17 protein-coding genes and 1 riboswitch are annotated in these 19,668 nt (G+C 71.1%); of the genes, 10 read left to right on the plus strand and 7 right to left on the minus strand.

All coding sequences use genetic code 11. The features are described from left to right. Positions 1–22 precede the first annotated feature (22 nt). The gene (gene cobN, locus BLQ74_RS07615) at positions 23–3,754 is read left to right on the plus strand and encodes a cobaltochelatase subunit CobN (RefSeq protein WP_090261935.1); all 3,732 of its coding nucleotides are present in this window, start codon (positions 23–25) and stop codon (positions 3,752–3,754) included. 434 nt (positions 3,755–4,188) lie between these two features. Here the strand turns inward: cobN and BLQ74_RS07620 are convergent, their stop codons facing one another. Beyond that, positions 4,189–5,286, minus strand: a complete 1,098-nt coding sequence (locus BLQ74_RS07620) for a 3-deoxy-7-phosphoheptulonate synthase (RefSeq protein WP_090261936.1) — start codon at positions 5,284–5,286, stop codon at positions 4,189–4,191. A gap of 558 nt (positions 5,287–5,844) precedes the next feature. On the opposite strand from BLQ74_RS07620, the gene BLQ74_RS07625 reads away from it, so the two are divergent. The 5 genes from BLQ74_RS07625 (at position 5,845) to BLQ74_RS07645 (ending at position 9,238) form a co-directional block, all read left to right on the plus strand. After that, complete coding sequence (locus BLQ74_RS07625) at positions 5,845–6,846, plus strand: magnesium chelatase ATPase subunit I (protein ID WP_090261937.1); 1,002 nt, start codon at positions 5,845–5,847, stop codon at positions 6,844–6,846. Continuing rightward, positions 6,828–7,511: a vWA domain-containing protein gene (locus BLQ74_RS07630; RefSeq protein ID WP_425287483.1), complete on the plus strand. Its 684-nt coding sequence runs from the start codon at positions 6,828–6,830 to the stop codon at positions 7,509–7,511. The genes BLQ74_RS07625 and BLQ74_RS07630 overlap by 19 nt, the downstream gene beginning before the upstream one ends. 123 nt (positions 7,512–7,634) lie before the next feature. Next, a complete protein-coding gene (locus tag BLQ74_RS07635; protein WP_090261939.1) occupies positions 7,635–7,979 on the plus strand; it encodes a type II toxin-antitoxin system RelE/ParE family toxin in 345 nt (114 codons plus the stop codon). Beyond that, entirely contained in the window at positions 7,976–8,293 is a 318-nt protein-coding gene (locus BLQ74_RS07640; RefSeq protein ID WP_090261940.1) for a helix-turn-helix domain-containing protein, read from the plus strand. Before BLQ74_RS07635 ends, BLQ74_RS07640 begins: the two co-directional genes overlap by 4 nt. Positions 8,294–8,731: 438 nt before the next feature. After that, on the plus strand, positions 8,732–9,238 hold the full coding sequence (locus BLQ74_RS07645) for a BRO-N domain-containing protein (protein ID WP_090261941.1): 507 nt from the start codon (positions 8,732–8,734) through the stop codon (positions 9,236–9,238). 6 nt (positions 9,239–9,244) lie between these two features. Here the strand turns inward: BLQ74_RS07645 and BLQ74_RS07650 are convergent, their stop codons facing one another. From BLQ74_RS07650 to cbiE, 3 genes are read right to left on the minus strand one after another with little or no spacing between them, the layout of a single operon-like run. After that, positions 9,245–9,976, minus strand: a complete 732-nt coding sequence (locus BLQ74_RS07650) for a cobalt-precorrin-6A reductase (RefSeq protein ID WP_090261942.1) — start codon at positions 9,974–9,976, stop codon at positions 9,245–9,247. Next, on the minus strand, positions 9,973–11,067 hold the full coding sequence (locus BLQ74_RS07655; protein WP_090261943.1) for a cobalt-precorrin-5B (C(1))-methyltransferase: 1,095 nt from the start codon (positions 11,065–11,067) through the stop codon (positions 9,973–9,975). The genes BLQ74_RS07650 and BLQ74_RS07655 overlap by 4 nt, the downstream gene beginning before the upstream one ends. Positions 11,068–11,118: 51 nt before the next feature. Further along, positions 11,119–12,327, minus strand: a complete 1,209-nt coding sequence (gene cbiE, locus BLQ74_RS07660) for a precorrin-6y C5,15-methyltransferase (decarboxylating) subunit CbiE (protein WP_090261944.1) — start codon at positions 12,325–12,327, stop codon at positions 11,119–11,121. Positions 12,328–12,406: 79 nt separating this feature from the next. Beyond that, positions 12,407–12,589: riboswitch (cobalamin riboswitch) on the plus strand. 88 nt (positions 12,590–12,677) lie between these two features. Here cbiE and cobG point away from each other — a divergent pair. From cobG to cobJ, 4 genes are read left to right on the plus strand one after another with little or no spacing between them, the layout of a single operon-like run. Continuing rightward, complete coding sequence (gene cobG / locus BLQ74_RS07665) at positions 12,678–14,036, plus strand: precorrin-3B synthase (RefSeq protein WP_090261945.1); 1,359 nt, start codon at positions 12,678–12,680, stop codon at positions 14,034–14,036. Next, positions 14,029–14,655, plus strand: a complete 627-nt coding sequence (locus tag BLQ74_RS07670; protein ID WP_090261946.1) for a precorrin-8X methylmutase — start codon at positions 14,029–14,031, stop codon at positions 14,653–14,655. Before cobG ends, BLQ74_RS07670 begins: the two co-directional genes overlap by 8 nt. Continuing rightward, positions 14,652–15,395, plus strand: a complete 744-nt coding sequence (locus BLQ74_RS07675; RefSeq protein WP_170842777.1) for a precorrin-2 C(20)-methyltransferase — start codon at positions 14,652–14,654, stop codon at positions 15,393–15,395. Before BLQ74_RS07670 ends, BLQ74_RS07675 begins: the two co-directional genes overlap by 4 nt. Beyond that, entirely contained in the window at positions 15,395–17,053 is a 1,659-nt protein-coding gene (gene cobJ / locus BLQ74_RS07680; protein ID WP_090261948.1) for a precorrin-3B C(17)-methyltransferase, read from the plus strand. Before BLQ74_RS07675 ends, cobJ begins: the two co-directional genes overlap by 1 nt. A gap of 125 nt (positions 17,054–17,178) precedes the next feature. Here cobJ and BLQ74_RS07685 read toward each other — a convergent pair whose 3' ends face one another. From BLQ74_RS07685 to BLQ74_RS07695, 3 genes are all read right to left on the minus strand, one after another. Next, positions 17,179–17,376, minus strand: coding sequence for a hypothetical protein (locus tag BLQ74_RS07685; protein ID WP_090261949.1), 198 nt, complete (start codon positions 17,374–17,376; stop codon positions 17,179–17,181). Between the two features lie 193 nt (positions 17,377–17,569). Further along, positions 17,570–18,070 carry a single-stranded DNA-binding protein gene (locus BLQ74_RS07690; protein WP_090261950.1) on the minus strand — a complete coding sequence of 167 codons (501 nt, stop codon included), beginning with the start codon at positions 18,068–18,070 and terminating at the stop codon, positions 17,570–17,572. A 17-nt stretch (positions 18,071–18,087) separates the two neighbouring features. Next, positions 18,088–19,476, minus strand: a complete 1,389-nt coding sequence (locus BLQ74_RS07695) for an MFS transporter (RefSeq protein ID WP_090261951.1) — start codon at positions 19,474–19,476, stop codon at positions 18,088–18,090. Between the last annotated feature and the right edge of the window lie 192 nt (positions 19,477–19,668).

Below are 19,668 nucleotides of genomic sequence, written 5' to 3' on the forward strand. Positions count from 1 at the left end.
ACCGAACCACAGAGCCCACCGCATGCACCTGTTGCGCACCCAACCCGGCGGCTTCGTCCCCGACGACGGCATCGCCCACCTGGCCCAGACGCCCGCCGAACTGGTCATCCTCTGCAGCGGCGACTCGCACCTGGCGCTGCTCGCCGAAGCCGCCCGCGCGCTGCCGGAGGACTACCCGAGCCTGCGCCTGGCCAACCCCATGCAGTTGCAGAACCACGCCTCGGTGGACCTCTACGTCGATGAGGTGCTGCAACACGCCAAGGTCATCCTGATCTCGGTGCACGGCGGCGTCGGCTACTGGCGCTACGGCATCGAGCAACTGGTGGCCCTCGGCGAGCGCGGCGCCACGCTGATCCTGGTGCCCGGCGACGACAAGCCCGACCCGGAACTGCAAGCGCTGTGCACGGTCGCGCCAGCGGATGCCGAGCGCTTCTGGCAGTACCTGCGCCAGGGCGGCCTGGACAATGCCCGGCAACTGTTCGACAGCCTGGCCACACAATGCCTGGGACGCGCCTACCCCTGGCGCGAACCGCAGGCGTTGCCGCGCGTGGCGCTCTACCAACCACGCCGAGGCCAAGCCGACCTGGCGCACTGGCGCGCCGCCTGGCAGGCGGACAGCCCGGTGGCCGCCGTGCTCTTCTACCGCACCCACCTGCAAGCGGCGAACACCGGCTTCATCGACACGTTCTGCGAGCGTCTCCAGGCACAGGGCCTCAACCCGCTGCCGATCGCCGTGGCCAGCCTCAAGGAAGCCACCTGCCTGGCCGAGGTGGAAGCGCTGCTCGACGCTGCCGACGCCGAGCTGATCATCAACACCACCGGCTTCGCCCAATCCAACCCGGAGACCCCGCAGGCCCGCCCGTTCCGCCGCGACGTGCCGGTGCTGCAAGCCATCTGCTCGCTGGACAACACCGCGCAATGGCGCGCCAGCGCCCAGGGCCTGGGCCCGCGCGACCTGGCCATGCACGTGGCGCTGCCGGAACTCGACGGCCGCCTGATCACCCGGCCGATCAGCTTCAAGGGCCTGGCCTGGCGCAGCGAGCGCAGCCAGAGCGACGTGGTCTGCTACCTGCCGCACCTGCCCGGCATGGACGTCGTCGCGGAACTGGCGCGGCGCTGGATTCTGCTGGCGCGCAAGGCCAACGCCGACAAGCGCATCGCCCTGGTGCTGGCCAACTACCCGACCCGCGACGGGCGCATCGGCAACGGCGTCGGCCTGGACACCCCGGCGGCGGCGCTGAACATCCTCCGCGCGCTGGAGGCCGAGGGCTATCCGCTGGCCGGTCTGCCGGCGGACGGCACGGCGCTGATCCAGCGCCTGCTGGGCGGCGTCAGCAACGACCTCGACAACCTCGACCTGCGCCCCTGTGCGCAAAGCCTGGCGCTGGAGCACTACCAGGCCTGCTTCGCCCGCCTGCCCGAGGCCAACCAGCGCGCCGTGCGCGAACGCTGGGGCGAGCCGGCGCAGGACCCGATGTTCCGCCAGGGGCGGATGATGGTCGCCGGCCTGCGCTTCGGCCTGACCTTCGTCGGCATCCAGCCGGCGCGCGGCTACCAGCTCGACGCGGCGGCCATCTACCACGACCCGGCGCTGGTCCCGCCGCACGGCTACCTGGCCTTCTATTTCTGGCTGCGCGAGGCTTTCGGCGCCGACGCGCTGATCCACGTCGGCAAGCACGGCAACCTGGAGTGGCTGCCCGGCAAGGGCGTCGGCCTCTCCGAGGAGTGCTGGCCGGACGCGATCCTCGGCGCGCTGCCGAACCTCTACCCGTTCATCGTCAACGACCCCGGCGAAGGTGCCCAGGCCAAGCGCCGCAGCCAGGCGCTGATCATCGACCACCTGATGCCGCCGCTGACCCGCGCCGAGAACTACGGCGCGCTGCGCGACCTCGAACGCCTGGCCGACGAGTACTACGACGCCAGCCTGTTCGACCCACGGCGCGCCAGCCAACTGCGCGGGGAGATTCTCGACGCGGTGCGCGCCGCCGCGCTGGACCGCGAACTCGGCCTGGCGCTCAACGACGACGCCGACAGTTGGCTGCCGCAGCTCGACGCCTACCTCTGCGACCTCAAGGAATCGCAGATCCGCGACGGCCTGCACGTGTTCGGCGAATCGCCGGTCGCCACGCTGCGCCGCGACACCCTGCTGTCGCTGGTGCGCATTCCGCGCGGCGATGGCCGCGACGGCAACGCCAGCCTGCTGCGCGCCCTCGCCCGCGACCTGCAACTGGGCCAGGACCCGCTCGACTGCAACTTCGCCGAGCCCTGGCACGGCCCGCGTCCGACGCTGCTCGCCGAACTCAGCGAAGACCCCTGGCGCAGCAACGGCGACACCCGCGAGCGCCTGGAACTGCTCGCCCTGCGCCTGATCGACAGCGGCGCCGCGGCGCCCGGACCGGCCAGTGCGGCGGTGCTGCAGCAGGTCCGCGAGGTGGTGGCGCCGCTGCTCGACCGCTGCGGCGCCAACGAAATCGGCCAGCTACTCGCCGGCCTCAGCGGCCGCTTCGTCCCCGCCGGGCCGAGCGGCGCGCCTAGCCGCGGGCGCCTCGACGTGCTGCCCACCGGGCGCAACTTCTTCACCGTCGATGTGCGCAACCTGCCGACCCCCACCGCCTGGCGTCTGGGCTTCCAGTCCGCCAGCCGACTGCTCGAACGCCACCTGCAAGACCACGGCGACCACCTGCGCCAGCTCGGCCTCTCGGTGTGGGGCACGGCGACCATGCGCACCGGCGGCGACGACATCGCCCAGGCCCTGGCGCTGCTCGGCGTGCGGCCGGTGTGGCAGGCCGGCAGCCAGCGCGTGGAAGACTTCGAAATCCTCCCGCTGAGCCTGCTCGACCGCCCACGGGTGGACATCACCCTGCGCGTGTCGGGCTTCTTCCGCGACGCCTTCGCCAACCTCATCCGCCTGTTCGATGCCGCCGTGCAGGCGGTCGCCGCGCTCGACGAACCGGACGACCTGAACCCCCTGGCCGCACGCGTGCGCACCGACCGCGAACGCCTGCAAGGCGAAGGCCTGGACGCCGACAGCGCGCGCCGACAGGCCGGCTGGCGCATCTTCGGCGCCCAGCCCGGGGCCTATGGCGCCGGGGTGCAGGGGGTCATCGAAGCGCGCCACTGGGAAAACCGCGCCGACCTCGCCACGGCCTACCTCAACTGGGGGGGCTACGCCTACGGCGCCAGCGACGACGGCACCCCGGCGCGCGAGCGCTTCGCCCAGCGCCTGGCCGGTCTGCAGGCGGTGCTGCAGAACCAGGACAACCGCGAGCACGACCTCCTCGACGCCAACGACTACTACCAATTCCAGGGCGGCATGCTGGCCGCCGCCGAGGTGCTGCGAGGGGCACGGCTCGCCAGCTACCACGGCGACCACAGCCAGCCGGACAACCCGCGCATCCGCACCCTCAAGGAAGAACTCGGGCGCGTCGTCCGCGCCCGCGCGGTCAACCCGAAATGGATCGCCGGGATGAAACGCCACGGCTACAAAGGCGCCTTCGAACTGGCCGCCACCGTCGACTACCTGTTCGCCTTCGACGCCACCAGCGAACTGGTCGACGACCACCAGTACCAACTGCTCGCCGACGCCTACCTGCTCGACGACGACACCCGCGAATTCATCCGCCGGCACAACCCCGACGCCCTGCGCGACATCGCCGAACGCCTGGTGGAAGCGCAACAGCGCGGCCTCTGGGAAGAACCGGGCGAATACCGCGACGCCCTGGAAGACCTGCTGCTGGACAGCGAGGAAACCTAGGCCGGGTCGAGCGCGGCGAAAGCCCGGGCCAAACGATGGGTATCGCTGCGCTCAACACCATCCTACGCGGCGTTACCTCCCCAACCGCTCGCCCGTAGGATGGGTTGAGCCCGCGAAACCCATGCGGCCCGCGGCCCGCGCACCAACCACGGCGATGGATATCGCGGCGTTACCCACCCAACCGCTCGCCCGCAGGATGGGTTGAGCCCGCGAAACCCATGCGGCCCGCGGCCCGCGCACAAACCACGGCGATGGATATCGCGGCGTTACCCCACCCAACCGCTCGCCCGTAGGATGGGTTGAGCCTGCGAAACCCATGCGGCCCGAGGCCCGCGCACCAACCACGGCGATGGATATCGCGGCGTTACCCACCCAACCGCTCGCCCGTAGGATGGGTTGAGCCCGCGAAACCCATGCGGTCTGCCGCGCAGGGTTCAGCCCCGGCGCAGGCGTTGCGCCGCGTCCAGCAGCAGCGCCTGGGTGGCGTTCCAGCCCAGGCAGCCGTCGGTGATCGACACGCCGTAGCGCAGCTCGCCCTTGAGCGGCTGGCAACCATCGAACAGGTGGCTTTCGAGCATCACCCCGCGCAGCGAGCGGTCGCCGCCCAGGCGCTGGTCGAGCACGCTGGCCAGCACCGCCGGCTGGCGCAGCGGGTCCTTGCTGCTGTTGGCGTGGCTGCAATCGACCATGATCCGCGCCGGGATGCCCTGTTTCTCCAGCCCTTCGCGGGCGGCGCGCACGCTGGCCACGTCGTAGTTGGGGCCGTCGTGGCCGCCACGCAGCACCAGGTGGGTATCCGGGTTGCCGAGGGTCTGCACCAGCGCCGGCCGGCCCTGCGCGTCGATGCCGAAATGCTGGTGCGGGTGCGCCGCCGAGCGCATCGCATCGCACGCGATGCCGAGGCTGCCATCGGTGCCGTTCTTGAAGCCCACCGGCAGCGCCAGGCCGCTGACCATTTCGCGGTGGACCTGCGACTCGCTGGTACGCGCGCCGATCGCCGCCCAGCCCAGCAGGTCGTCGAAGTAGCCGGCGGCCAGCGGTTGCAGCAGCTCGGTGGCGATCGGCAGGCCGCGCTCGATCATCTGCAGCATCAGCCGACGCGACAGCGCCAGGCCGCCAGCCATGTCGCCGCTGCCATCCAACTGCGGGTCGTAGACCAGCCCCTTCCAGCCGATGGTGGTGCGCGGCTTCTCGACGTAGGCGCGCATCACCAGCAGCAACTGATCGCTCACCTGCGGCGCCAGCGCGGCCAACTGGTCGGCGTATTCGAGGGCGGAAAGCGGATCGTGGATGGAACAGGGACCGACCACCACCAGCAGGCGCGGGTCGTGGCCATCGAGCACGGCGCGGATGGCCTGGCGGTCACGCTGCACGCGCTCGGCCAGGGTGGCGGACAGCGGCAGGTGCTGGCGCAGTTCGGCGGGGCTTGGCAACGGCCGTTCATGGCGGCGGGCGGAGGGGCGCTGCAGTTCGAGGACATCGGCGGACTGCGGCAGGTCGTGGCGGATCAGGGCGGAAACGGAAGAATTCATGGCTGGCATCCTTGGCCGGCGCGGCTCAGGACCGCGCGCGGCGCGCTATCTGGGTGTTCGATTCGATGGAGTTCGGGTGGCGGCGACAGCGCGGCTAAATCGCCAGTCAGCGTTGCGGTAATAACGGTAATAGGTGGAGTAAGCGGTCATGTTTCGATCCTCGGTTGAACGGTTTGGCCTTGTGAGCCGGAAAACAAAAAACCCCGGTCGGGTTGCCGACCGGGGTTTCGTGAATCTGTCTAGTTGGCGACCCTGCTTGCTAGGGCGCCTGTGGGGTATCAGGCGCGCCTGTGGCTAAACCAATACCCATAAAAGAAATAACCGGCCGCCGCGACCAGCACCTGCGCGCGAGCGACCACGGCGCCGGAGGCAGCGAGGCGAGCGAGGGACGGCTGGGAAAGGCTGGACGACATGGTCATCTCCGTTGCGATGCCGGCCAACTTACTGCATCGCCGACGGCCTTTCAATCATCCTTTCCGCCAAGCGCCGCCGCCACGGTCGCCGCGGCCGCCCGGCTTCGCTACCATTCGCCCCTCTCCATGCCGCAGGTAACGCCCCATGCTCCCGCCCTTCCCCCTCGCCGCCGTGGTCGCCGCCGATGAGCTGAAACTGGCGCTGTGCCTGGCCGCCATCGACCCGGCCATCGGCGGGGTGTTGATCGAGGGGCCGCGCGGCATGGCCAAGTCGACCCTGGCCCGCGGCGTCGCCGACCTGCTCGACGGCGGGCGCTTCGTCACCCTGCCGCTGGGCGCCAGCGAGGAGCGCATCGTCGGCAGCCTCGACCTCGACGCCGCCCTCGGCCAAGGCCGCGCGCAGTTCTCCCCGGGCATCCTGGCCAACGCCCATGGCGGCGTGCTCTACGTCGACGAAGTGAACCTGCTGCCCGACCACCTGGTGGACCTGCTGCTCGACGTCGCCGCCAGCGGCGTGAACGTCGTCGAGCGCGACGGCCTGTCGCACAGCCACCCGGCGCGCTTCGTGCTGATCGGCACCATGAACCCCGAGGAAGGCGAACTGCGCCCGCAGTTGCTCGACCGCTTCGGCCTCAAGGTGGAACTCGGCGGCGCCCCCGAACCCAGGGCGCGCGCCGAGATCGTCCGCCGCCGCCTGGCCTTCGACGCCGAGCCGCAGGCCTTCCTCGCCCGCTGGCAAGGCGAACAGCAAGCCCTGCGCCAGCGCTGCCAGCAGGCGCGCCAGCGACTGCCGGCGATTGCGCTGGACGACGCCGCCCTCGACGCCATCGCCGAACGCTGCTTCGCCGCCGCCGTGGACGGCCTGCGCGCCGACCTGGTGTGGCTGCGGGGCGCCCGCGCGCACGCCGCCTGGCGCGGCGCCGAACGCATCGGCGCGGAAGACATCGCCGCCCTGGAACCCTTCGTCCTCGCCCATCGCCGGCGCCAGCCCGGCGAAGCGCCCGACGCCTCGCAGGCCACCCAGCCCCCCGCTGCCGCGCCCGAGCAGGCGCCCGCCCAGGGCCAAGGCCAGTGGGGCGAACTGCCGGCCCAGCCAATGCCCATGGGCGCGCCCCACGCGCTGCCGGGCTGGCCAAAAAAGCCCTGAGCATCCGCCCGCGCCCGGCCCCAGGCGCGGATGCCACCCCCACACCCGGCCAGTCAGCCGGCGGCCGCAGCGGCGCCCGCCGCGACGGCGCGCAGGCGCGTATCGACTGGCCGGCGACCCTGTTGCGCGGCCGCCCGACGCAGCGCGAGCACCTGCTGCTGCGCGCCCGCAGCGCCCGCCCCCAGGAACTCTGGCTGGTGATCGTCGACGCCTCCGCCAGCACCCGCCGCCACGGCGCCCTGAGCCGCGCCAAGGGCCTGCTCGGCCAACTCTTCGAACAGGCCTACCGGCAGCGCGCGCGCCTCGCCGTGCTGCACGCCGGCGGCCAGCAGGCGCGCTGGCTATGGCAGGGGCAGAAAGCCTCGGCCGAACTGCGTGCCTGGCTGCAACAGCTCGGCGCCGGCGGCGGCACCCCGCTGCCCGACGCCCTGCGCCAGGCCGCCGACTGGCTGGCGCGCCGCCAGCGGCAGAAACCCGGCGAACGCCAGCGCCTGCTGATCCTCACCGACGGCCGCCTGCGCGCCTGGCCCACCCTGGCGCCACTGCCCTGCCCGGCGCTGCTGGTGGATATCGAAAGCGGCCCGGTGCGCCTGGGACGCGGGCGGCAACTGGCGGCCGAGCTGGGCGCGGAGTACCAGCCCATCGAGGCGCTGGCGTGCCGCTAGGCAGCGCCGTCCGAGCATTCACTCAGGAACATCGGACCAATGCCTCGCGCCGTCAGTGGACGGCGGATTTCTTGACAGACACACTGGTGGCACCAAAACTATACGCAATTCGCGCACGCAAAAATGCATGCTCTCTTCATCGAACTCACCCCGTTCGAGCGCAACCGCAAGCAGTACCTGGACGACGACGCCTTCAGAGCCCTCCAGCGCATCCTGTTGGAAAACCCTGAAGCCGGTGCCGTCATCGCCAACACGGGTGGCCTGCGCAAGATTCGCTTCGCCGACCCGCGACGCGGCAAAGGCAAGCGCGGTGGCCTGCGCGTCATCTACTACTACTGGCACAGGGGCGCGCAATGCTGGCTCTTCACCCTGTACGACAAGGACGAACTGGACGACCTCAGTGACGAGCAGCGCCGGCGCCTGAAAGCCCTGCTCGACGCCGAAATCAACGCGAGAGAAACCCCATGACCAAGCGCGATATCTTTGCGGAGCTGCTCGAAGGCTTCGACGACCTGGCGGCCCAGCGGCAAGGCAAGCGAACCCTGCGCGAACACCCGGCCGAGCTGCCGCCGCTGGTCCCGGCCAGCGCCGAGGAAATCGTCGCCGTGCGCAAGAAGCTCAACATGTCGCAGCCGGTGTTCGCCCGAGTGCTGCACACCAAACCGGCGACCCTGAAGAACTGGGAACAGAGCCGGTCCACACCGAATGACCAGGCGACCGTGCTGATCCGCCTGCTCGACAAGCACCCGGAAACCCTCCAACTGCTCGCCGAATTGGCCTGAGCGCCGCCACCCGGCGCGGGGCGGCGGGATCGGTGCGCGTGTGCCGATGGGCATCGCGCGACGCGCACACCCCATCCGACGGATCGGGATGGCGGATAACGCGTTGCGTTATTCGTACGCGTTCCTCCGACCGTTCCGCTTGCCCGGCCCTATCGACCTGCCTATCCTGCGCCGGTCACGGTCAATCCCGTGGCCGGGTTTAGCGACCCGAACCAATAGGCGCGATTGCGCCAAACCGGTGCATGCGAAAGCGACGTTCGTTTTTGCAGGCCCCCGCACGCATGCAGTTTTACTGCAATGCTCTATGGCAGGTCGTGCGGGGAGACCTTCGGGTCTGCCGGGTCCTATTGGCCGGTTCGCTAACCCCGCACGATCTGCCGCCCTTCGAATAGCGACGGTGGGTGGCAGCTCTCTATAGCGACCAATAGGAGCCTCACCATGCACGACGCACACACCCCCACGCATTTCCTCCGCTTCAACCTTCCCTTGCGCGCCCTGTTGATCGACGACCAGCCGTGGTTCGTCGCCAGCGACTTCTGCCGCCTGATCGGCCATCGCCACCCGGAGCGCATCGGCCGCGCGCTGGACGACGACCAGCGGGCGCTGGTGCGGCTGCGCGAGGGCGAGGGCGAAAGCCCGGTCGAGGTGCTCAGCGAGTCCGGCGCCTATGCCGTCTTCTACCGCTACCGCCACCCGGAAAACCGCCACCTGCGCCGCTGGCTGACCCAGGAGGTGATCCCCAGCCTGCGCGGCCTGGCCCAGGCGGACGACGGCAAGCCGCGGCGGGTGCTGCTGGCCTGGGAGGGCACGCGGGTCAGTCTGCTGGAATGGCAAGGCGGGCTCTGGGTGCCGCTGGAGCAACTGCCGCGCTTCAGCGCCCAGGACGCCAGCCTGCGCCAACGCGGCAGCGTGCTCGCGCGCTGGTGGCCGGCGCTACCGGGCTGAGCCGCGCTATCCGCGCCGGAGCAGCGGCGCCAGCGCTGCCCACAGGGCCTCGACGCTGGCGAATTCCCGCGTCACGGCGGGCAGTTCCGGCCGCGCCAGGATCAACACCGGCAGGCCGAGTTCGCGGGCCACTTGCAACTTCGGCTCGGTGGCCTGGCTGCCGCTGTTCTTGCTGATCAGTACATCGCTGCGCAGGCGCCGGAACAGCTCGCGCTCGCCCTCCAGGGTGAAGGGGCCGCGCGCGCCGAGCACGTCGGCGCGGGCATTGCCGGGCAGGCTTTGCAGGCAGCGCACGGTCCAGTGCTGGTGGGCGGGGATTTCGTCGAGGTGTTCCAGCGGTTCGCGGCCCAGGGTGAACAGCGGCCGGCGGAAGGCCGCCAGGGCGGCGATCAGCGCCGGCCAGTCGGGCAGCTCGCGCCAGTCGTCGGCGGCGCCGGCCTGCCAGCCGGGACGGCGCAGCGCCCAGCAGGGCACGCCGGCGAGTTGCGCGGCGCGGGCGGCGTTGCGGCTGATCTGCGCGGCGTAGGGGTGGGTGGCGTCGAGCAGCAGGTCGATGCCCTGTTCGCCGATGAAGCGCGCCAGCCCGTCGGCGCCGCCGTAGCCGCCGACGCGCACCTGGCAGCGCAGGTCGTCCGGCACCTTGCCGAGGCCGGCCAGGCTGTACAGGTGGGGCGGGCCGAGGCGGCGGGCGATGGCCAGGGCTTCGCCGATGCCGCCGAGCAGGAGGATGCGGGTCATGCTTCCAGGGCCTCGCCGACCAGGTTGCCCTGGCGGTCGATGGCGAAGACTTCCAGGCGCACCGCGGCGGGCACGATGCGCCGGGCGAACGCCAGGGCGCGGGCGCAGACGGCGTCGCCCAGGGCGATGCCCTCGGCGCGGCACAGGGCCAGGGCTTGCTGGCTGGTGTTGGCCTCGCGCATGGCCTGTTGCAGCGCGGCGCTGGCGCCGAGTTCGGCGGCCCAGGCGGCCAGTTGCGGCAGGTCGATGCTGGAGTGGCGGCTGTGCAGGTCCAGGTGCCCGGCAGCCAGCTTGCTGATCTTGCCGAACCCGCCGCAGAGGCTGAAGCGCGCCACCGGCGCCTGGCGCAGGTGCTTGAGGGCGGCGCCGGCGAAGTCGCCCATCTCGATCAGCGCGCAGTCGTCGAGGCCGTAGCGCTGGCGCATGGCGTCTTCGCTGGCGTTGCCGGTGCAGGCGGCGAGGTGCTGGAAGCCGTTGGCGCGGGCGACGTCGATGCCCTGCTGGATGGAGGCGATGTAGGCCGCGCAGGAGAACGGCCGGACGATGCCGGTGGTGCCGAGGATGGACAGCCCGCCGAGGATGCCCAGGCGCGGGTTCATGGTTTTCAGCGCCAGCGCCTCGCCGCCGTCGATGCCGATGGTCACCTCGAAGCCGCCGGCGTAGCCCTGTTCGGAGGCCAGCGCGGCGAGGTTGTCGCGCATCATCTGCCGTGGCACCGGGTTGATCGCCGGTTCGCCCACCGCCAGCACCAGCCCCGGCCGGGTCACGCGGCCGACTCCCGCGCCGGCATGGAAGCGCACGCCCGGCTCGGCGGCCAGGGCCACGCGGGCGAAGACCAGGGCGCCGTGGGTCACGTCGGGATCGTCGCCGGCGTCCTTCAGCGTGCCGGCCTCGGCGCCGCCCTCGCAGAGGCGGCAGAATTCCAGGCGCAGGGTCGCCGTGCGCGCTTTTGGCAGGGCGATCCGCGCGGCGTCGCAGGCTTCGCCGCTGAGCAACAGGCGCGCCGCCGCCAGGCTGGTGGCGGTGGCGCAGCTACCGGTGGTGTAGCCGCTGCGCAGGGGCTTGGGCTGTTCGGCGGTTTCTTCACGCATGGCGTGACCTCGTCTGCCTGGATTTCGCCCGCGCACGGCGACTCCCGTCGATCAGGTGCATGCCTTGCGTACCTCCAGCAGGGTGATCGGCAGCGCCGCGCGCCAGGTGTCGAAGTGGCCCAGGGGCTGCGCCTGGGAGACGCTCAGGCGGGTCAGTTCGCCGCCGTGGCGCTCGCGCCAGGCGACCAGGGTGGCCTCGCTCTGCAGGGTCACGGCGTTGGCCACCAGGCGGCCGCCGGGCTTGAGGGTGGCCCAGCAGCGTTCCAGCACGCCGGGCACGGTGACGCCGCCGCCGATGAAGATCGCGTCTGGCGCTTCCAGTCCCTCCAGGGCCTGCGGCGCGTGGCCGACCACCAGTTGCAGGCCCGGCACGCCGAGGGCGTCGCGGTTGTGCGCGATGTGGCCGAGGCGGCCTTCGTCGGCTTCGATGGCAATGGCCCGGCAACTGGGGTGCGCGCGCATCCATTCGATGCCGATGGAGCCGCAGCCGGCGCCAACGTCCCAGAGCAGTTCGCCGGGCTCCGGCGCCAGCCGCGCCAGGGTCACCGCGCGGACGTCGCGCTTGGTCAATTGGCCGTCGTGGCGGTAGGCCGCGTCGGGCAGGCCGACGGTCAGCGGCAGGCGCCGCGCGTCAGCGCCGGCGCGGCAGTCGATGGCCACCAGGTTGAGCGCCGCCGCTTCGGCCAGCGACCAGTCGGCGGCGAGGCCGTCGATGCGCCGCTCGCGCTCGCCACCGAGGTGTTCCAGCACGCTCAGCCGGCTCGGCGCGAAACCGCGCTCGCGCAGCAGCGCGGCGATGGCCGCCGGACTCTGGCCGTCGTTGCTCAGCAGCAGCAGGCGGCGGCCCGCATGCAGGTGCGCGTTGAGCGCCGCCAGCGGCCGCCCGACCAGCGACAGCAGGCCGACGTCCTGCAGCGCCCAGCCCAGGCGCGCGGCGGCCAGGCTGACCGAGGACGGCGCCGGCAGCACGCGCATTTCCTCGGCCGCCAGTTGCCGCGCGAGGGTCGCGCCTATGCCGTAGAACATCGGATCGCCACTGGCCAGCAGGCAGGTCGGCATGCCGCGCCGGGTCAGCAGCGGGGCTAGGTCGAAGGGGCTCGGCCAGGGAGTGCGGCGGGCACCGATGCAGGACGGCAGCAGGGCCAGTTGGCGCTCGCCGCCGAACACCTCGGCGGCTGCCAGCAGGGCCCGGCGGGCGGCCTTGCCGAGGCCGGCGTAACCGTCCTCACCGATGCCGACGATGGTCAGCCAGGGCGTCATGGGAAATCCTCGTGGTATGCGAGCAGCCGCCGCCGGGCATTCCGACAGGCAGGCTTTTCATGCTGCTGCTCAAAGCGGGCATAATACCCGCTTCGTCGGTGCCCTACGGGGCCGAAGAGGGAACGCGCGGGACTCGTCCAAGCGCGGCTGCCCCCGCAACTGTAAGCAGAGAGTCCGCGCGACATGGCCACTGGGCAACCGGGAAGGCCGCGAGGGACGATGACCTGCCAGCCAGGAGACCTGCCGACGGAACCAGTCGCGCGTGCAAGCATCGAGCGGGGTGTATCGATGTTGTGAAATCCCCTCGCCGGGGGATTCGCAGGTCACCGCGGCCTAGCCCTGGTGAACCTGTGCAGACCCGATCCCCTGCCCTGCCCGTTTCCGTCCGCCCCTCGGCCTGTCCGGGGTTGCTGCGCATCGTCGCCTCGGCCGACGGCGGCATCTGCCGTATCAAGCTGCCCGGTGGGCGCCTCGATGCCACACAGGCGCGGGCCATCGCCGCTGCCGCGGAGCGCCACGCCGATGGCGTGCTGGAGGCGACCAACCGCGCCAACCTGCAGATCCGTGGCGTGCGCGCCGGCGCCGAGGCGGTGCTCTCCGCCGCACTGCTCGACGCCGGGCTCGGCCCACGCCAGGCCGCCGCCGACGATGTGCGCAACCTGCTGCTCAGCCCCGCCGCCGGCCTCGACCCAGACACGCCGCTGGATACCTGGCCGCTGGCCGAACGCCTGCTCGACCTGTTGCAGGACACCCCGCGCTTCCACGCCCTGTCCGCCAAGTTCGCCCTGCACCTGGACGGTGGCGAGGGCCTGGCGATGCTCGAACACCCGCACGATATCTGGCTCGCGGCGATGAGCGCGGAGGCCGCGCCGCTGTTCGCCTTCGGCCTGGCCGGTTGCCCACCCCGGCAGGCCGAGGAGGCGCCGGCGCTGGCCGCCGTGCCCATGGCGCAGGTACCGGCGCTGGTCGAAGCCCTGCTCGACCTGTTTCTCACGCTGGCCGGCGACGGGCAGACGCGCATGCGCCAGTTGCTCGCCGAGCACTCCGCCGACACGCTGCTGCAGCGGCTTCAGCAGCGCCTGGCTTTCCCCCTGCGGCGCGAGCGCGCGGTGACCGACTGGCGGCGCCGCGATGTGCCGGCCTTCGCCCATCTCGGCAGCCAGCCACAGCGCCAGCCGGGGCTGTGCCGGGTGGGCGCGGCCTTTGTCCTCGGCCGCCTCGACAGCCACCTGCTGCGCGCCCTCGCCGCGCTGGCCGAACGCCACGGCGACGGCAGCCTGCGCCTGACGCCCTGGCAAAGCGTGCTGCTGCCGAATGTCGCCGCCGCCGAGGCGCCTGCCGTGCTCGACGCCCTGCGCCAGCTCGGCCTGGCGACCCGCGCCGAGGAGCCGCTGGCGCGCCTCATCGCTTGCAGCGGTTCCAGCGGCTGCGCCCGCGGCCTGGCCGACACCAAGGGCGACGCGCTGCGCCTGGCCGCGCGCCTGGGCGCGAGCACCGCGCTGCCCGGCCTGCACCTGTGCGGCTGCCCGCGCTCCTGCGCCGCCGCGCATGTCGCGCCGCTGACCCTGCTGGCCGTCGCCGACGGCCGCTACCACCTCTACCGACGCGCGCCCGCGCAGCCCGGCTTCGGCCAGTTGCTGGCGCGCGACCTGACCCTCGATGCCGCCGGCGATCTGCTGTGTGGCCCTGGAGCCCTACCCGATGCTTGATTACCTCCGCGACGGCCAGGCGATCTATCGCCAATCCTTCGCCACCATCCGCGCCGAAGCCGACCTCAGCGGCATCCCCGCCGATCTGGAAAAGCTCGCGGTGCGGGTGATCCACGCCTGCGGCATGGTCGACGTGGTGCAGGACCTGCGCTTCTCGCCCGGCGCCGGCAGCGCCGGACGCACGGCCCTGGCCCAGGGCGCGCCGATTCTCTGCGATGCGCGGATGGTCGCCGAGGGCATCACCCGCGCCCGCCTGCCGGCGGACAACCGGGTGATCTGCACGCTCAACGACGCGGACGTGCCGGCGCTCGCCCGCGAGCTGGGCAACACCCGCTCGGCGGTGGCCCTGGAGCACTGGCGCGAGCACCTGGAGGGCAGCGTGGTGGTGATCGGCAACGCGCCCACCGCGCTCTTCTACCTGCTGGAGATGCTCGACGCCGGCGCACCCAAGCCGGCGCTGATCCTTGGCTTCCCGGTGGGCTTCGTCGGCGCCGCCGAGTCCAAGGACCTGCTCGCCGCCGACAGCCGCGGCGTACCCTATGTGATCGTGCGCGGCCGCCGCGGTGGCAGCGCCATGGCCGCCGCCGCGGTGAACGCCCTGGCCACGGAGGTGGAATGATGAGCGGACGCCTGCTCGGCCTCGGTGTCGGCCCCGGCGACCCCGAGCTGATCACCCTCAAGGCCCTGCGCCTGCTCCAGGCCGCCCCGGTGGTCGGCTACTTCGTGGCCAAGGCCAAGCACAACGCCGGCCAGGGCGGTAACGCCTTCGGCATCATCGAGCAGCACCTGCGCGCCGAGCAGCAGCGCCTGCCGCTGGTGTACCCGGTGACCACCGAGAAGCTGGCGCCGCCGCTGGACTACGAAACCCTGATCAGCGACTTCTACGACACCGCCGCCGCGCAGGTCGCCGCGCACCTGGACGCGGGCCGCGATGTCGCGGTGATCTGCGAGGGCGACCCGTTCTTCTATGGCTCCTATATGTACCTGCACGACCGCCTGGCCACGCGCTACCCGTGCGAGGTGGTGCCCGGCGTCTGCTCCATGCTCGGCAGCGCGGCGGTGCTCGGCGTGCCGCTGGTGTACCGCAACCAGAGCCTCTCGGTGCTCTCCGGGGTGCTGCCGGAGGATGAACTCAAGCGGCGCCTGGCCGACGCCGATGCCGCCGTGGTGATGAAGCTCGGGCGCAACTTCGACAAGGTGCGCCGCGTGCTGCGCGAACTGGGCCGCGACGGCGGCGCGCACTACGTCGAGCGCGCGACCATGCGCGAGCAGCGCATCGTCGCGCTGGACGAGGTCGATCCGATGGCCTCGCCGTACTTCTCGATGATCGTGATTCCCGGCGCACGGTGGCAGGGCTGATGAACGACAACGCAGCGGCCATCGTCATTCTCGGCAACAGCGCGCTGGCCACCGCCCGGCGCGTGCAGGAACGTTATCCACAGGCGCGCATCCTCGGCCTGCAGGGCCGCGTCGAGGGCGCCGATGCGCTCTACGCGAACGCCGGCGACTGCCTGCGCCAGCTCTACCGCGACAACACGCCGATCATCGCCCTGTGCGCCGCCGGCATCGTCATCCGCAGCCTGGCGCCGGTACTGGAAGAAAAAGGCGCCGAACCGCCGGTGCTGGCCGTGGCCGAGGACGGCAGCGCCGTGGTGCCGCTGCTCGGCGGCCTGGCCGGGGTCAATCGCCTGGCCCGCGAGATCGGCGAGGCACTGGGGGTGGCGGCGGCGATCACCACCAGCGGCGAACTGCGCTTCGGCACCTGCCTGCTGGAGCCACCGCCCGGCTATGTGCTGGCCGATCTCGAGCAAGGCAAGCGCTTTGTCGCCGACCTGCTCGCCGGCCAGTCGCTGCGCATCGACGGCGAGGCGCCCTGGCTGGCCAATGCCAGGCTGCCGCTGGCCGAGGACGCAGCACACCGGCTGCGCATCGACGCCCAGGCCGGCGCCGCCGTGGCCGGCGAGTTGCTGATTCACCCGCGCCTGGTCCTCGCCTGCGCCGAGCAGGTGGACGAACACCTGCCGCGGCACGTGCGCCAGGCCCTGGACGCGGCCGGACTGGCCCACGCGGCGCTGGCCGCCCTGCTCGCCCCGCGCCAGCAGATGGGCAATGCCACGCTGGCCGACGCGGCCCGGCGACTCGGCGTGCCGCTGCGCTTTATCCACAACGACGCCGAGCTGCCGCCCGCGCAGCTGACGGCGCCTGGCCTGAGCCTGCGCCTGGCGGCGAGCCCCGCCGACGCCGACGGCATCGGCCAGGCGCGCGGCCGGCTGAGCGTGGTCGGCCTCGGTCCCGGCGCCGCCGACTATATGATCCCCGCCGTGCGCCGCGCGCTGGATGAGGCCGAGGATCTGCTCGGCTACGAAACCTACGTGAACATGGCCGAACCGCTGCGCCCGGAGCAGGTGCGCCATTGCAGCGACAACCGCGAGGAAATGCAGCGCGCCCGTCACGCCTTCGCGCTGGCCGCCAGCGGGCGGCGGGTGGTGGTGATCTCCTCCGGCGACCCCGGTGTGTTCGCCATGGCCGCGGCGGTGATGGAAGCCCTGCACGAAAGCGACGATGCGCACTGGCATGGTGTCGAGCTGGAGGTGCTGCCGGGCGTCTCCGCCGCCCTTGCCGCCGCCGCCCGGGCCGGCGCGCCGCTGGGCCATGACTTCTGCCTGATCTCGCTGTCGGACAACCTCAAGCCCTGGGAGGTCATCGAGCAACGCCTCGAACACGCCGCCGCCGCCGATCTGGCCATGGCTTTCTACAACCCGATCTCCAAGGCGCGCCCCTGGCAACTCGGCCGCGCCCTGGCACTGCTGCGCCAGCATCGCGCGGCAGAGACCCTGGTGGTCCTCGGCCGCGACATCGGCCGCCCGGCCGAAGCGCTGCGCGTGCTGACCCTGGGCGAGCTGGAACCGGCGATGGTCGATATGCGCACCCTGGTGATCATCGGCTCCTCGCTGACCCGGCGCTTCCCGCGCGCGGAGGGCGGCGACTGGGTCTACACGCCGCGCTGGTACCGCTGAGCCAGGGCGGCGAGCGGGAGCGCTGCGTCATCTGCAAAGGGGCTTGAGCCGATACGTCGATTGCCGACATGGCGGCTGGCGGGACGCCTCGACAGGGGCCTCGGGGCACCCTGTCGAGGGCGGTTTCAGAATCGCTCGGCGGCCAGCGCCTGCCGCTGGCTCTCCTCGCGCGCCAGGGTCTCGCGGTAGGCGTGAGCCTCCTGCTCACTGTGGAACACGCCCACCAGCAGGCCCTGCTGGTGCACGTCCCAGCAGCGCCGACCGAGGGCGCGGAACTCACGGGATTTATGCTCTTCGTCGCGTTCAGTAACGGTTACGCTCATCTGTTCTTCTCCGTTGTTGCATTGCATCAAGGCGGAGTCAGATTCACTTAATTAGCTAGCTAACGAAACAGCCAGTATGGAAAAGGACTGTTGCAGCCACTGCAGGAAAGTTGGCACGCCGGGTCAGGCGCGCGGGCAAGAAAAAGCCCGGCGTCCACAAGGAGGCCGGGCTCTTGTCTGCGACAGCGGACGCTTAGAACGGAATATCGTCGTCGAAGCTGTCGTAGTCGGCCGCCGGCGGCTGCGGAGCGGCTTGCGACTGCTGCGGCGCCGGACGCGGAGCCTGCTGCGGGCGCTGCTGCTGCGGCTCACGCGGAGCGCGCGGGGCATCGTCGCCACCAGCGCCCGGACGGCCGCCGAGCAGTTGCATGTTGCCGTTGATGTCGACCACGATCTCGGTGGTGTAACGGTCCTGACCGTCCTGGCCCTGCCACTTGCGGGTGCGCAGGCTGCCTTCGACGTAGACTTGCGAACCCTTGCGCAGGTACTCGCCGGCGATTTCCGCCAGGCGGCCGAAGAACACCACGCGGTGCCATTCGGTACGTTCCTGCTGCTGGCCGGTCTGCTTGTCCTTCCAGCTCTCGCTGGTGGCCAGGGTGATGTTGGTCACCGCGTTGCCGTTGGGCAGGTAGCGGGTTTCCGGGTCACCACCGACGTTGCCAACCAGAATGACTTTGTTAACCCCACGGGCCATGACGTTCTCCTAAAGGCTCAGCACGCCACGGGCTCGGCTTGCGCCAGACGCTCGAGGGACGTGCGATCCACTTGTTGGGTATCCACTTTGACATAAGCGGCGGCTTCTTCAGCCACCACCATCGCGTCTGCCACACCGGGCAGCGCCTTGAATCGCTCGGCCAGCTCCGCATCGCGCAGGGCCTCGGAGGATAGAGGCAGGCGGATGCTGGTCACATAGGGCGGCTCGCGCATGGTAACAGCAATCGCCAGCCAGATGGCAGCCAGCGCCGCGCAGCCGATGAACACCCCGTCGAGGCCGCCATGCTGGAACATCCAGCCACCGAGAATGCCGCCCATCGCGGCGCCGAGGAACTGGCTGGTGGAGTACACGCCCATCGCCGTGCCCTTGCCGCCCGCCGGCGACACCTTGCTGACCAGCGACGGCAGCGAGGCTTCGAGCAGGTTGAACGCGGTGAAGTAGACGACGATGCCGAACACCAGTTCCTTGAGGCTGTAGCCGAACTCCCAGAAGAACAGTTCGCAGAGCAGCAGGGTCGCCACGGCGCCGGCCAGCACCCGCTTCATCTGGCGCTTCTTCTCGGCATAGATGATGAACGGCACCATGCCGAAGAAGCCCACCAGCAGGGCGGTCAGGTAGACCCACCAGTGCTGCTCCTTGGGCAGCCCGGCGCGCTCGACCAGGGCCAGCGGCAGGGCGACGAAGCTGGCCATGAGGATGGCATGCAGGACCAGGATGCCCAGGTCCAGGCGCAGCAGGTCGGCGTTCTTCAGGGTTGGCAGCAGGGCCTTGCTGGCCACGGTGGACTCGCGATGCTGCAGGCGGCGATCGGGCGTCGGCACCATGAACAGAATCAGCAGCAAGCCGACCAGGGCCATGCCCGAGGTGAACCAGAACAGTCCGTGCAGACCGAACAGGTGGGTCAGCACCGGGCCGGCGACCATGGCCACGGCGAAGGACAGGCCGATGCTCATACCGATCATGGCCATGGCCTTGGTGCGGTGCTGTTCGCGGGTCAGGTCGGAAAGCATGGCCATGACCGCCGCCGAGATCGCCCCGGCGCCCTGCAGCACGCGGCCGGCGATCACCCCCCAGATGGAGTCGGCGTTGGCCGCCAGCGCCGCGCCGGCGGCGAAGATCAGCAGGCCGACGACGATCACCGGGCGCCGGCCGATGCGGTCGGAAAGCGTGCCGAAGGGAATCTGCAGGATGGCCTGGGTCAGTCCGTAGGCGCCGATGGCCAGGCCGATCAGCGCGGGCGTCGAACCGGCGAGATCCTGGCCGTAGGTGGCGAGCACCGGCAGAACCATGAACATGCCGAGCATGCGGAACGCGAAGACCAGCGAGAGGCCGATGGCCGCGCGGGTTTCGGTGCCACTCATGCGCTCAGTGTGGGTGTCGTGCATAAGTCCCTCGTGGGAATACTGGACTGGGGCGGGGCTTCGCATCATGCCCCCGCTATGGCGCTTCCATCCGCTCCCGGATGGCTGGCGGGCGCCAACGCCTGAAATAGCGGCGCATTCTAGCAGCCTGGCCGCCCAGCGGCACAGACGCTGCGCTTTGCCGCGTAGCGGCGGGGAAACGTATACTCAGCGGTT

Source organism: Pseudomonas panipatensis, from assembly GCF_900099785.1.
Classification (GTDB): Bacteria; Pseudomonadota; Gammaproteobacteria; order Pseudomonadales; family Pseudomonadaceae; genus Pseudomonas; species Pseudomonas panipatensis.

Bases quoted from the DNA above. Each gene is read 5' to 3' on its own strand.
- cobN (WP_090261935.1), top strand. From the start codon at position 23: ATGCACCTGTTGCGCACCCAACCCGGCGGCTTCGTCCCCGACGACGGC.
- BLQ74_RS07620 (WP_090261936.1), bottom strand. From the start codon at position 5,286: ATGAATTCTTCCGTTTCCGCCCTGATCCGCCACGACCTGCCGCAGTCC.
- BLQ74_RS07625 (WP_090261937.1), top strand. From the start codon at position 5,845: ATGCTCCCGCCCTTCCCCCTCGCCGCCGTGGTCGCCGCCGATGAGCTG.
- BLQ74_RS07635 (WP_090261939.1), top strand. From the start codon at position 7,635: ATGCATGCTCTCTTCATCGAACTCACCCCGTTCGAGCGCAACCGCAAG.
- BLQ74_RS07640 (WP_090261940.1), top strand. From the start codon at position 7,976: ATGACCAAGCGCGATATCTTTGCGGAGCTGCTCGAAGGCTTCGACGAC.
- BLQ74_RS07645 (WP_090261941.1), top strand. From the start codon at position 8,732: ATGCACGACGCACACACCCCCACGCATTTCCTCCGCTTCAACCTTCCC.
- BLQ74_RS07650 (WP_090261942.1), bottom strand. From the start codon at position 9,976: ATGACCCGCATCCTCCTGCTCGGCGGCATCGGCGAAGCCCTGGCCATC.
- BLQ74_RS07655 (WP_090261943.1), bottom strand. From the start codon at position 11,067: ATGCGTGAAGAAACCGCCGAACAGCCCAAGCCCCTGCGCAGCGGCTAC.
- cbiE (WP_090261944.1), bottom strand. From the start codon at position 12,327: ATGACGCCCTGGCTGACCATCGTCGGCATCGGTGAGGACGGTTACGCC.
- BLQ74_RS07670 (WP_090261946.1), top strand. From the start codon at position 14,029: ATGCTTGATTACCTCCGCGACGGCCAGGCGATCTATCGCCAATCCTTC.
- BLQ74_RS07675 (WP_170842777.1), top strand. From the start codon at position 14,652: ATGATGAGCGGACGCCTGCTCGGCCTCGGTGTCGGCCCCGGCGACCCC.
- cobJ (WP_090261948.1), top strand. From the start codon at position 15,395: ATGAACGACAACGCAGCGGCCATCGTCATTCTCGGCAACAGCGCGCTG.
- BLQ74_RS07685 (WP_090261949.1), bottom strand. From the start codon at position 17,376: ATGAGCGTAACCGTTACTGAACGCGACGAAGAGCATAAATCCCGTGAG.
- BLQ74_RS07690 (WP_090261950.1), bottom strand. From the start codon at position 18,070: ATGGCCCGTGGGGTTAACAAAGTCATTCTGGTTGGCAACGTCGGTGGT.
- BLQ74_RS07695 (WP_090261951.1), bottom strand. From the start codon at position 19,476: ATGCACGACACCCACACTGAGCGCATGAGTGGCACCGAAACCCGCGCG.